The organism is Novosphingobium sp. FKTRR1 (assembly GCF_020404405.1).
Lineage (GTDB): Bacteria > Pseudomonadota > Alphaproteobacteria > Sphingomonadales > Sphingomonadaceae > Novosphingobium.
The window spans coordinates 15,195-27,852 of record NZ_JAIZDA010000005.1; the positions used below are offsets into that span (position 1 = coordinate 15,195).

10 protein-coding genes are annotated in these 12,658 nt (G+C 63.8%); 6 read left to right on the forward strand and 4 right to left on the reverse strand.

From position 1 onward, the window contains the following. Positions 1 to 160 precede the first annotated feature (160 nt). Together LDN95_RS06985 and adhP are read left to right on the forward strand one after the other, a co-directional pair. Positions 161 to 1,543: an NAD-dependent succinate-semialdehyde dehydrogenase gene (locus tag LDN95_RS06985; RefSeq protein WP_226016939.1), complete on the forward strand. Its 1,383-nt coding sequence runs from the start codon at positions 161 to 163 to the stop codon at positions 1,541 to 1,543. A 95-nt stretch (positions 1,544 to 1,638) separates the two neighbouring features. Further along, positions 1,639 to 2,769 carry an alcohol dehydrogenase AdhP gene (gene adhP / locus LDN95_RS06990; protein WP_226017093.1) on the forward strand — a complete coding sequence of 377 codons (1,131 nt, stop codon included), beginning with the start codon at positions 1,639 to 1,641 and terminating at the stop codon, positions 2,767 to 2,769. Positions 2,770 to 2,785: 16 nt separating this feature from the next. On the opposite strand, the gene LDN95_RS06995 is transcribed toward adhP, so the two are convergent. Continuing rightward, positions 2,786 to 3,691 (reverse strand): LysR family transcriptional regulator, encoded by a 906-nt coding sequence (locus tag LDN95_RS06995; protein WP_226016940.1) that lies wholly within the window; start codon positions 3,689 to 3,691, stop codon positions 2,786 to 2,788. A 75-nt stretch (positions 3,692 to 3,766) separates the two neighbouring features. On the opposite strand from LDN95_RS06995, the gene LDN95_RS07000 reads away from it, so the two are divergent. Then, positions 3,767 to 4,690: an NAD-dependent epimerase/dehydratase family protein gene (locus LDN95_RS07000; protein WP_226016941.1), complete on the forward strand. Its 924-nt coding sequence runs from the start codon at positions 3,767 to 3,769 to the stop codon at positions 4,688 to 4,690. A gap of 14 nt (positions 4,691 to 4,704) precedes the next feature. Here the strand turns inward: LDN95_RS07000 and LDN95_RS07005 are convergent, their stop codons facing one another. Beyond that, positions 4,705 to 5,511 (reverse strand): acetoacetate decarboxylase family protein, encoded by an 807-nt coding sequence (locus LDN95_RS07005; RefSeq protein ID WP_226016942.1) that lies wholly within the window; start codon positions 5,509 to 5,511, stop codon positions 4,705 to 4,707. 128 nt (positions 5,512 to 5,639) lie between these two features. On the opposite strand from LDN95_RS07005, the gene LDN95_RS07010 reads away from it, so the two are divergent. Both LDN95_RS07010 and LDN95_RS07015 read left to right on the forward strand, forming a co-directional pair. Continuing rightward, a complete protein-coding gene (locus tag LDN95_RS07010) occupies positions 5,640 to 6,527 on the forward strand; it encodes a fumarylacetoacetate hydrolase family protein (protein ID WP_226016943.1) in 888 nt (295 codons plus the stop codon). 104 nt (positions 6,528 to 6,631) lie between these two features. Beyond that, the gene (locus LDN95_RS07015) at positions 6,632 to 7,630 is read left to right on the forward strand and encodes an AraC family transcriptional regulator (protein WP_226016944.1); all 999 of its coding nucleotides are present in this window, start codon (positions 6,632 to 6,634) and stop codon (positions 7,628 to 7,630) included. 25 nt (positions 7,631 to 7,655) lie between these two features. Here the strand turns inward: LDN95_RS07015 and LDN95_RS07020 are convergent, their stop codons facing one another. Then, the gene (locus tag LDN95_RS07020; protein ID WP_226016945.1) at positions 7,656 to 10,052 is read right to left on the reverse strand and encodes a TonB-dependent receptor; all 2,397 of its coding nucleotides are present in this window, start codon (positions 10,050 to 10,052) and stop codon (positions 7,656 to 7,658) included. A gap of 152 nt (positions 10,053 to 10,204) precedes the next feature. Continuing rightward, positions 10,205 to 11,416: a hypothetical protein gene (locus LDN95_RS07025; RefSeq protein ID WP_226016946.1), complete on the reverse strand. Its 1,212-nt coding sequence runs from the start codon at positions 11,414 to 11,416 to the stop codon at positions 10,205 to 10,207. A 194-nt stretch (positions 11,417 to 11,610) separates the two neighbouring features. Here LDN95_RS07025 and LDN95_RS07030 point away from each other — a divergent pair, with 194 nt between their 5' ends. Then, on the forward strand, positions 11,611 to 12,642 hold the full coding sequence (locus LDN95_RS07030; protein WP_226016947.1) for an AraC family transcriptional regulator: 1,032 nt from the start codon (positions 11,611 to 11,613) through the stop codon (positions 12,640 to 12,642). The last annotated feature ends 16 nt before the right edge of the window (positions 12,643 to 12,658 follow it).

Genomic DNA, 12,658 nt, shown 5'->3' on the forward strand with positions numbered 1-12,658 from the left:
CCGTTCCTTGGCGTTGGCTGGGTAGTATCCGACGGTTCTGGCGGGGCGTGATTGCGTCCAGATCATATCCGAACCTGGCGCACGGCGGAACACCGACCCTTTCGCGCTCAAATCGCTATCGGCGCCTGCCTTCCGGGCTGGTCGCTCATCGGGAAATGTCATGACCTATCAAACCTTCAGCCCGTTCGATGGCACGCTCATTCAGGACTTCGCCGACATTTCGCCGCACGAATACGAAACCAAAGTCGCTCGCGCGCAGGCCTGCTTCGAAAGCTGGCGCCACAAAAGCTATGCCGAGCGCGCCACCGTCATCGCCCGGGCGGCCACCTTGTTGCGCGACCAGACCGATGCGCTCGCCGCCACGATGACGCTGGAGATGGGCAAGCGCATCGGCGAGGCGCGTGCCGAAGTCGCGTTCAGCGCGCGGATTCTCGATTACTACGCAACGAACGCCGAGCGCTTCCTTGCTCCGGTGAAACTGCACCCTGTCCATGGCGAGGCACATATGGAAAGCAGCCCGATCGGGGTGATTTTCGCGGTCGAACCTTGGAATTTCCCCTATTATCAGCTCGCCCGAGTGGCCGGGCCGCACCTGATGGCAGGGAACACACTGGTTGTGAAGCACGCCGGGATCGTGCCGCAATGCGCGCTGGCGTTCGAGCGCGTGCTGCGCGAAGCAGGCGCGCCCGACGGGCTCTATACCAACCTGTTCGTATCGCACGAGCAATCGGAAAAGCTGCTCGACGATCCCCGGATCAAGGGTGTGTGCCTGACTGGCAGCGTCGCGGCGGGCAGCAGCATTGCCGCGCGCGCGGGCAAAAACCTGAAGGTTTCGTCGATGGAACTGGGTGGCAGCGATGCCTTCATCGTGCTGGAGGACGCCGACCTCGATCTGGTGATCCCGTGGGCGGTGTGGGGTCGGATGTACAATTGCGGGCAGACGTGCTGCGCGGCCAAGCGCTTCATCGTGGTCGAAAGCATGGCCGATGCCTTCATCGAACGGTTCAAGGCGGCCTTGGGCGCGCTGGAAGCCGGTGACCCGATGGATGAACGGACCACGCTTGGCCCGCTGTCGAGCGAAGCGGCGCTGGTGCAGTTGCTTGGGCAGGTCGATGAAGCCGTGGCCAAGGGCGCCACTCTGCTGCTGGGCGGCAAGCGCATCGCCCGCCCCGGCGCGTTTATGGAACCCTCGATCCTGACCGATATCGCGCCGGACAACCCTGCGTTTCGCGATGAATTCTTCGGTCCGGTCGCGCTGTTCTTCCGGGTAAAGGACGAAGCCACGGCGATAGCGCTCGCCAACGATTGCGATTTCGGCCTTGGCGGATCGGTCTGGACCCGCGACAGCGCGCGAGGGCAGCGGGTTGCCAGCCAGGTCGACACCGGGATGATGTTCATCAACAACCTCGACTGGACCGATGCCGAACTGCCCTTTGGCGGCATCAAGGCCTCCGGCTACGGTCGCGAACTGGGCGACATGGGCATCCAGCAATTCGTCAACAAGAAGCTGGTGCGGACCAACCCGATCAAGGCGCCCGCCTGACCGATTGCGCGCCGATCGCACAACGGGCGCTGCCGATCGGCGCCCCGAGTTTCGCCAAAATCACCAAGCCATCCCCGAATGAAAGCAAACCCATGCTGCCCAGAACCATGCACGCCGCCGTCGTCACCGCCTTCAAACAGCCGCTGGTGTTGCGCGAATGGGAAGTGCCAAGGCCCGGGCCCGGCCAGATCCTCGTCAAGACCGAGGCGTGCGGCGTGTGCCATACCGACTTGCACGCCGCCAATGGCGACTGGCCGCTCAAGCCCGATCCACCGTTCATCCCGGGGCATGAGGCGATCGGCATTGTCGTGGCATTGGGCGCCGGAGTGACGGTCGTCAAGGAAGGGGACCGGGTTGGCGTGCCCTGGCTCTATTCAGCTTGCGGGCATTGCGAATATTGCCTGTCCGCGTGGGAAACCGTCTGCGACCATGCAGAATTCGGCGGCTATACCCGCAATGGCGGATTTGCCGAATACGTGCTGGCCGATCCGAATTACGTAGCCCACATTCCCGAGGGGTTGGGTCCGCAGGAAGCCGCTCCGCTGATCTGCGCCGGGATCACCACCTACAAGGGCATCAAGGAAACCGACGCCCGCCCCGGCGAATGGATAGCGATATCGGGCTGTGGCGGGCTTGGCCATCTGGCCATCCAGTATGCCAAGGCAATGGGCCTGATGGTCTGCGGTGTGGACATCGATGACGGTAAACTGGCCCATGCCACAAGCCTCGGCGCCGATCTGGTCATCAATGCCAGCACGCACGACCCGGCAGAGGTTTTGGGTCAGGAAACCGGTGGCGGGGCGCATGGCGTGCTGATCACCGCGCCCTCGCTGCCCGCTTTCAAGCAGGGGGTGGCGATGACCCGCAAGCGCGGCACTTGCGTACTGGTCGGATTGCCGCCGGGATCGTTCCCGCTCGAAATCTTCAATTTGGTGGCCGGGTGCATCACGGTGCGCGGATCGTTCGTGGGCACCCGCAAGGACATGGCCGAATGCCTCGACTTTGCGGCGCGTGGCAAAGTGCGGGCGGATATCGAACTTCAGCCGCTGTCGGCCATCAATACGATCTTCGAGCGGCTTGAAACGGGCGATGTGCCATCGCGCGTGGTCCTGGACTTTGCCGGTCCTGTGCCAGAAAGCATCACCTCGCGCGCCAACGCCAACGCCGACTCCGGCCTCGGCGCCGACGCTGACTCGGCGACAAAACCTGCGGCCGTTCTGGCTTGACTCGCGCCTGTGCGCCTCACGCGTTCGCTATCGCGCGCAGTACCCCGCGAAACCAGATCAGGAACGGGTCGCTGTTGCGATGCTCGCCCCATATGCTGACAAGGCCCAGCCTCGTCTCGCGCAACGGCGGCTCGCGCAGCACCAGCCCCAGAGGCTCCGCCAGCCTGAGCGCAAAGGCGCGGGAAATCGTCGTGACGCTGTCGGTCACAGCGACGATCTCGACCGCAGCGCGAAAGGTCGGGACGATGGCCGCGATCGAACGGGTGATGCCCGATGCACCCAGTTCGCCGTCCATCTGCGAGGAATTGCCGCCCAGCAGCGAGATGATAACGCTGGGATACCGCGCATAGTCGGCAATCGACCACGCCTCTCCCGAGGGATGGCCGCGGCGCATGACCACGGCCAGACGATCCTCCATCAGCGGTTCGGACATCACGCCCGGCGGCAACGGTGTGCTGTCCAGCGCGAAGGCCAGATCGATCTCGCCCGCGCGCATCCGATCGGGCATTTCGCGGTTGATCGGGGACCATTCCAAGACCACACCCGGCGCCTCCGCCGCCAGATGGCGGACGAGCGGGGCCAGCAGCAATTCGGCCTGCACATCGCTCATCGCCAGCCGGACGACGCGCTTTTCGCTGGCAGGATCGAACGGCGGTTCGATCAGAATGGCTTGCACTTGTGCCAGCAGCGTCGCCAGCGGTTGCCGCAAGGCTTCGGCGCGCGGCGACAGGACATTACCGCCCGGCCCTCGCACCAGCAGCGGATCATCGAGCAGCGCGCGCAGACGTCCGAGTGCCCGGCTCATCGCCGGTTGGCTTAGGCCGACCTCGTCGCCCGCACGGGTGGCATTGCGATGACGCAGCAGCGCATCGAGCACCGGAAGCAGGTTGAGATCAATCGAACGAAGATGTTTCTGACGCATGATATGGATAACATACTTGCATTTCACACATGATAAAGCCCGGTTTATATCGGCCCCCGACACAGGAGATGCGACATGCAAGATGACATCGTGGTACTGGGCTATGGGCCGGTCGGACGCGCAACGGTCGAGCGATTGCGAGCACAGGGCAGGCCGGTTCGGGTAGCGCAACGTTCGCGACCTGTGGACCTGCCCGATGGGTTGGCGTTCTCGCCCTGCGACGTGCTCGACCCCGCATCGCTGCGCACCGCCATCGCGGGCGCTGCCCAGGTCGCGGTCGCCATCGGCTTTCCCTATGTCGGCAAAGTGTGGGAGCAGCTTTGGCCTATCGCCATGCAGAACCTGCTCGATGCCTGCGCCGCGCAGGGTGCACGCATGGTGTTCCTCGACAATCTGTACATGTATGGTCCGCAGCGCACGCCGCTGGTTGAAACGATGGCGCTGACCAGTTTTGGCCGCAAACCGGCGGTCCGTGCGCGGATCACGCAGATGTGGCAGCAGGACAAGCGCGTACAGGTTGCGGCGCTGCGTGCGCCCGACTTCTATGGCCCCGGCGTCACGCTCTCGCACCTTGGCGACACCGGCCTTGCCGCGATCGCCCGGGGCAAGACGGCGACATTCCTGTTTTCGCCCGACCAGCCGCACGACTATGCTTTTGTGCCCGACATCGGCCGCGCGATGGTGACATTGCTCGACGCGCCCGACGATGCGTTCGGAAAGGTCTGGCACATGCCATGCGCGCCAACGCTGACCTCGCGCGAGATCCTCGCCATGGGCGCGGTGAGCATGGGCACCCGCCTGCGCGTCTTTTCGCTGCCACCGCTGCTGCTCGACGCGCTGGCGCTGGTGGTGCCGTTCCTGCGCGAACTGCGCGAGATGCGTTTCCAGTGGGACCGGCCCTATCACGTCGAAGCCGAGGCGTGGAAGGCGCGCTTCTGGTCCGACGTTACTCCGTTCAGCCAAGGGGTTGCGCAGACGATGCGCTCGTTCGCGCCCTAAGCGCCGTGCCCGCCTCAGCCCACCGGAAGGTTGCGCTGCAAGGTGGTGCCCGCGCGCCATGACACGCCGACTTCGTGCCAGTATCCGGCTATCTTTTCGCGCGGCGCGATATCGAGCAGTTCCTCGACCGGCGAATCGAAATAAGTGAGGTCGAAGTCGCCCTTGAAGCACCGGCCCAGTTCGACATCGAAGCTGGACATGGTCACCACTTCATCAAGGCTTTGCGTGCCGTCGGTCTCGATTGCGGGCAACCAGCGGTTGTGCGCCATCGGCAAGCCATTGACGAAACCGGGTCGCTCGGCGGCTTCGGCGATGGTGAAGCGCCCTTCGGCCAGACGGCGGTCGAATGCGGCAAGCGTCACGCCGAACGTGCCGCCGGGGGCAAGGCGGGGACCGGCCTTGCCGACATAGACCGGGCGGCTCATCTGGATCGAGCCGAGCTTCTTGGGATAGCCCTGATGCTGGCCGCGCAGCATCGCGAATTCCTTGTCGACCCAGATGTAGATGCAGCGCGACCAGGTCTTGCCCTGAAACTTGCAGCGCACGACCACGAACATTTCCTTGTACTGCACACGCACCGGATCAAGCAGTTGCGCCGGATCGTCGCCAGTCGACTGCCAGTCGGCCCAGATCGCCGCCACGGCGCCAGGATCTTCGTCAGCCAGCGTGAAGCCCTCGGGCAGCAGCGTGGCGATTCTGGCTGGATCGGTGCGATATTCCAGCGTGATCAGTTCGCCCGAATAATGCCACGGCACCGGCGGCACGATGCTGGCCTTGCCGGTGGGAGTGCGGGGATAGAACAGGCCCTTGAGTGCGCTCATGATGTCCTCGGCAAATCGCGTTGCCGCCGTTCTAGCGCCACCCACGCCGCAAGCTTGGCCGCAACGGCCAAAGCAGGTGGTCCGCCGATCGGGTAAGGAACGGACAGGAATTCCAGAGGACTCGCGCCATGACCACCGAATACCGCCGCATCCTGCTCGACGGCTACCCGATCCTGACAACCCGCATGGGCGACGAACTGGTCACCCGCGATGGGCGCAGCATCGGTGTGGACGATGCCATCCACCTTGCCCCGTGCAACCCCAGCAAGATCATCTGCGTGCACCTGAACTACCACAGCCGGGTCAACGAGTTCATCACCCGGCTGCCGTCCGCGCCCACCTATTTCCAGAAGCCGGTGACCGCGCTCAACACCCACAAGGGCGCGGTCGTGCGCCCCGAGCGGTGCAAATGGCTGAACTACGAAGGCGAGATCGCCATCGTCATCGGCAAGACCTGCCGCAATGTCGCGCCGGCCGATGTTGCCGACTACATCCTGGGCTACGCGGTATCGAACGACTATGGTCTCCACGATTTTCGCGACACCGATGCCGGATCGATGCTGCGGGTGAAGGGTTCGGACACGCTCTGCCCGATCGGCCCCGGCCTCGTCACTGGATGGGATTTCCGCGACAAGATGATCCGCACGTACGTGAACGGGGAACTGCGGCAAGAAGACAACACCAACAACATGGAATGGGACATGCACTATCTGGTGGCCGACATCGCGCGGACCATCACGCTGGAACCCGGCGACGTGCTGCTGTCGGGCACGCCTGCCAACAGCCGCCCGGTCCAGCCCGGCGATGTGGTGGATGTCGAAGTGGACGGGCTCGGGCGCTTGTCGAACACCATCGTTCACGGACCCACCCCGATCCGCGACGATGTCGGCGCGCAACCGACCGAAAGCGAGGAAGTGATTTCCACGGCAATGGGCGGCGATTGGGAATTCCGCGGCATCCGCGCGGCAGGCGGTCAGGGTGCCGCCTTCTATGAATCTGCGCTCGACAAGAAATAGGCGGCAACACGCGGACAAGGCGCGCGCAACGGCAATTCGTGCTTTTGCCGTTGCGCGCGCGAAAACCGCATTGAACCGGTGATCCGGCGGGATAGGCTGGCGCCATGGCAACTCCCACGATCTCCGCCCAGTTCCTGCGCCATGTCGCCAATTGCGTCGAACTGACCGGACGATCGCCCGCGCCGCTTCTGGCCGAATTCGCCATAGCCCGCGACTTGCTCGACGATCCCGAGCAAGTCATTCCGCTGACCCGCTTTCTGGGCTTTTTCGAACGTGCTGCCGAATTCGTGCGCAATCCGCACTTCGGGCTGCACGCAGGCAGGCTGGCAGGATCGGATAGCCTTGGCCCGTTGAGCTTCCTGTTCCTGAGCGCGCCGACCCTGCACGAGGCCTTTGCCAGCTTCACCCGCAATCTGGCGCCCCTGCAGCAAGCCTCGCGGCATCGCTTTCTGGTCGGCCCGTGGGCTACGTTCGAATATGCGGTGCAGGACAGCTCACTGACCGAACGCCGCCAGGATGCAGAATATTCGATCGGCGCGATGTACAGCCTCGCCCGCCAGTTTGCCGGCAGCGACGTCGAGCTGCGCGAGGTCCGCTTCGAGCACGAACGCGTGGGCGACTATGCGATTTATCGCGACTACTTCGGCTGCGACGTGTTTTTTGCGCAGGACTGCAATACCCTGTCGTTCGATGCGCGACTGCTCGATCTGCGCGGCCGCGTGCTCAGTCCCGTGCTGCATCCGATTCTGGAAGAGCACTTGCGGCGTCGGTCTGACCTGAACAGCCCGCTCGGCGGTATGGCGCATCAGGTCAAGACGATCATCGAAGCCACACCGCTTGACCGGCCGCCAACGATCGCGGGCGCGGCGCGGGTGTTGGGCCTGTCACCCGCCACACTGCACCGCCGGTTGCAGGCCGAAGGGACCGGCTGGCGCGAACTGTTGACCGAGCATCGGCTGATGGCGGCCGCACGTTTGCTGCGCAACAGCCGCCGCAGCATAAGCGAGATCGCGCTGGCGGTCGGCTTTTCCGAAAGCGCCAGCTTCATCCGCAGCTTTGCCCGCCATTTCGGGCTTCCACCGGGCCGCTATCGCAAGCAGTGAGGCCCGGCGGCTTCTCCCGGGCGCGTCACCACTTGACGGTGGCGGTCACTCCATACGTCGCAGGTTTGGCATAGACCGAGGTCGTGCCAAGCGGGCCGAGGTTGAGGGTATAGGCGCGATAGGCCTTGTTGAAGACGTTGCGCCCGAACACCTGGATCGAGAAGCGCTCGTTCGCCGCAGTCCAACCCAGCGAGGCATTGGTGATGTTATAGGCGGGCTGGATCGACGACTGGCCGTTGGTCACTTCCAGATATTGCTTGTCGTACCACACCCCGTCGACTTGCGCGACGACGTTGCCGCCAACCGCGTCAAAGTTGTATCGCGCCACGTAATTGAAGCTGAATTTGGGCGCGTTGGGGAATTTTGCGCCGCTGATGGTCTTGGCTGGATAGTTGCAGAAATAGGTGCCGTCATGCTGGTCTGTGCAATATTGCGGCACCGACGATCCGGGCACGAGCACCGACAGGAACTGCGAGCCCGCCGCCTGCACCGTATCGACCTTCGAGGTTTCCCAGGTGGCGCCAAGATTGACGTTGATGTGGCTGGTCGGCTGGAAGTACGTTTCGAGCTCAGCCCCGGTCGCACGCGCATCGCTGTTGCCCACTTGCGGCACCCCGCCGATCAGCGCGAACGTCTGGTAGTCGTTGTAGATGTAATGATAGGCGGTCGCATTGACGCGCACGCTGTGCGACGGGTTCGACCACTTCGCGCCCAGCTCGAACGAATTGAGCGTTTCGGGGCGATGCTGGAAGGTGCGCGCATCGACGTAGCCGTTAAGCGTGAAATTGCCGCCCTTGATCCCGCGGTTCCATGATGCGAACAACAGCGTGTCCGGAGCAGGCTTGTAGTTGAGCGTCACCCGCGCCGCGACATCGCCGTGCGATATCCGGTCCGCGCCCGGCAAGGCGGCCGCAAACGTCGCATTCGACGCGATCGCGGCGGATTGCGCGCCTTCGACCACGGTCGAATCATAGAGGACCGACTTGGTGTCCTTGGAATAGCGCAACCCGCCGATCAGCGTCAGCTTGTCGGCAAGGTCGTATTCCATTTGCCCGAACAGCGACCAGTTGCGCGAATGCAGGTCGTAGTTTTCCGAAATGGTGGGGTTGGTGCCCGGCAATCCTGCGGCCAGCGCCGCACCGATGGCAGGCGCGCCGATCGTGGCCATGTGGCCCTTGACCTTGATGTCGAGGAAATAGGCCCCGGTCTGCCAGCGCAGCCGGTCGGCATCGCCAGTCAGCCGCAATTCCTCGCTGAACTGGGTATATTTCGCCTGAGTCTGGAACACGATCAATTCGACCGGCAGCGCGTCGCCATCTTCCTGATACGACTTGGTGAGATCGGTGTAGTTGGTGATCGAGGTCAGCTTCACCCCGCCCAGATCGTAGCCGAGTTTGGCCTGAAAGATATCGGTCTTGCGGTTGAAGAAGCCGCGCTTGTCGCTGAAATTCTGGAACGGGCTGGCGGGCGCTCCGGTGATCCCGTTGATGACCCCGCCCGATCCGTTGGCAAGTCCGGCGGCATCGGTCGTGCAATAGCCGTTGTCCTGCAGGTTGCAGTTGTCAAAGACATAGCCGCCGGTGGCGACGTTGTTGTCCTCACTGTGCTTGACCCACAGATCGAGTTTGCCGTTGGCACCAAGGTCTGCCTGGATCGTGCCGCGCAACGCCCAGCCGTTTTCCGCGCCCAGATCCTGACCATTGCCATCGAACACGCCGGGTAGCGCCGCTGCGGACTTGATGTAGCCATCGGCCTTGGTCACGCGTCCCGCCACGCGAAAGCGCAAGCCCTCGGTCAGGCTGCCACCCACCGCTCCTTCAAGCGCGCGGCGATTGAACCGCTCGTAACTTGCCGTGGCATAGCCGTTGAATTCGGCCTTGCTGGCATCGGTGCTGAGGTAGTGGATCAATCCGCCGGTGGCATTGCGACCAAACAGCGTGCCTTGCGGACCGCGCAGCACTTCGACGCGCTGCACGTCGAACAGTTGCCCCGACAGGCCGTTCATCGAGCCCATGTAGGCGTCATCGACATAAACCGCGATCGGCGCTTCCAGGTAGTCGGTAAAGTTGTTCTGCGAAATGCCGCGCAAGTTGAAGATCGTGACGTTGGGCGACCACGCGTTCAGTTGCAGGCCGGGCACCTGCTGGGTGATCTGCGTGGCGTCGGTAACGCCCAATGCCTTCAACTGCGCGCCCGAATAGGCGGTGATGGCGATCGGCACCCGCTGCGCATTCTCGCTGCGCTTGTTGGCGGTGACGACGATGTCGCCGAAGGTCGATGTGGCATCCGCCGAGCCTTGCGCGGCCGCTGTCGCTGCGGCAGCAGTCGCTTCGGCTGGTGCAGCCTGCGCAAAAGCGGACACGCCCTGTACCGCCAGAGCAAGGATGGAGACCGATGCGAGCGACTTCACGATAGGTGCCATTGTTCCCCCCGTCGATCGTGCCGCCTGTCGGATATCAGGACAGGCGCCGATGCGTTCTTGAGCTAGGCTCAACCTGCAATGCGCGCCCGTCATACGCTTGCCCGTTCCGGCCAAATCGCCGGGTGGGTCAACCCTTTGACCGCTCCCGCCGTTCAGCCAAGGCGCGGTGCGCGCGACCGCAGCGCGGCGTGGCGACGGATCGGCAACAGCAGCAGGCCATAGCTGACGATGAACAGCGCGATGCACACCAGTTCGGCAGCGCGGTAGCCGGTTCCGTCAAGCAGTTGCGCGGCGATCAGCGGCCCGCTGCCCAGCCCGATCATCTGCATCGCGATGGCATAGGACATCATCTGGCCGCTCTCGTCGAAATCGCACACCCGCCCGAGGATGAACGGCAGCACGAAGTTCCACAACGCGTTGAAGCCGCACACCCCGACCACGAACAGCGCCATCCCCGGCCTGCCTACCAGCAAGGCGATACTGCCCGCTCCGGCCAGAATGCCGAACGCGATGGCGGCGTTGCGGTGGATCCGTCCGGCCAGAAAGACCGAGGCCAGCGCCCCGCCGACTGCAAGGATCTGCGACAGGAACAGCGCGTCCGCCACCGACTGTTCGGCCAGACCCGCGCCCGTTCCGACCAGGAACAGCACCGCCCAGGCGATGCCTTGCGCGATGTTGTAGGCAAGCACCCCGCCTAGTGCGACCACGAGCAGCGATCGCGGCAGTTGCCGCGCTTCGGGATTGGCCATCGCTTCGGCGGAATAGGCGCGCGGCAGCAGCGGCAGCGTCAGCAAGGCCAGCAGCGACAGGCCGCCGAACCCCGCAAACATCGCTCCCAACCCGAAGGCCGACAGGAACAGCGGGAGATACCAAAGCCCGAAGGCCCCGTACGTCAGCAACAGCGAGAGATAGAGCGCCACATTGCGTTCGGCGCGGACGGTCACGCCGACAAAGGTGAAACTGATCGAAATGATCGTGCCCTCACCCAGTCCGGCGATGAAACGCGCGCCATAGAACGACACGCCGTGTCCGCCGCCAAGCGAGCCGAAATCACCAGCGGCCGCGGTAATCAGCCCGGCGGCGACCACGTGCCGCCAGTCAAAGCCGACGCCCCGGATCGCCATGAAGATCGTCGCCAGCGCGACGCCCAGCATCTCGATCCCGGCAAGGTTGACCGCCACCGCTTCGGTCAAGCCAAGATGCGTGACATAGGCCTGCACGATGCCCGGCTGAATGATGAACAACAGCACCCCGATCGTGCCAAGCAGGACCGCGCCAAGGATCGCTGGCCAGCCATTCACATCGACTTGCGCGCGCGAGCCCGACCCGGTCGGCAACGATGGTGTTGGCAGCGGCTTGGGCATCAACGGAAGCTTTCTGGCAGGATCGCATCGTCGATTGCAGGGTTCGCCCGCCCGCGCTTGGCAGGATCGGACATTCCGCGACCGCCACCCTTTACCGATACTGCAACATAATGTCACTTTTTGATCGAAACGATCAATATTGCTGTATCCCGAATCGCTTAGCCTCGGGCCATAACAAACAAAAGGGAGAATCCATGACACAAGCGACCGTGCGCGCTGCGGCCATGAACGGCTGGGACAGCTTCCTTGGTCAGAGCAGCCCTGCAGCGGACGAATGCGGCGGCAGAAGCGGCAGCGCAAACCCCAGCGCGGTTACGCTTCAACCGTGCGAGGTTCGGCAGGACGTGATGCCTCTGGCCGAATTCGTGCGCTTTTCGGAACAAGTGGTGTGCCAGACCCGCGACATCGCCATCCCCTGGCTGGCGGGCGGCAACTACGATCTATCGGCACTTGGCCCGGTCGGCGAAGCGATCAATGCGGCGGGCAAAGTTGGCACCGCGCTGCGGCGGCTGGTCGATTACTTCTCGTTGCTGCAGGATTGCACCGACATTCGGCTAGACCGCGAGGATGACATGGCCGCGGTCAGCTACCGCATTCTCGACCCCGAAATCTGGCCGCGTCATCACGACGCGATGTTCAGCCTTGGCATCGTCGGGCAGATCATCCGGCGCGGCGCACGCGGTGCGTGGGACAAAGTGGAGTTCGCGTTCGAGGCGGAAAGCCACGAGATGCGCGGCGATATCGGCAAAGTCGTGTGCGCACCGTGCTGTTTTGGCGCCGACACCAACCAGATCCGCTTCCCCGCCGCCATGCTCGATCTCGCGCTGCCCCAATCCAGTGGACACCATGACGTGCGCCCTCTCGGCCGCGCCATCGTCGACAAGCGGCGCGACACACCGCTGGTCGAGCGGTTGAGCCAGATGGTGTTCCGCGACCTGAACAACAGCGCCATCGAACAGGAGCGCTTTGCCCGCGAGATCGGCATGTCCAGCCGGACGATGCGGCGCAAGCTGGCCGACGAGGGCAGTTCCTTTCAGCAAGTGCTCGACGAATGCCGGATGCGTCAGGCACTGTTCGAATTCCGCGCCCGCCCCGACTTGTCGATCGCCCAGATCGCGCTGCGGCTGGGCTATGCCGAACACAGCAATTTCACCCGCGCGTTTCATCGCTGGAGCGGGGTTTGCCCACAAACCTACCGCGCCAACCTGACCAAGCCCGCGCACTGATCCGTCCCAACCAGAG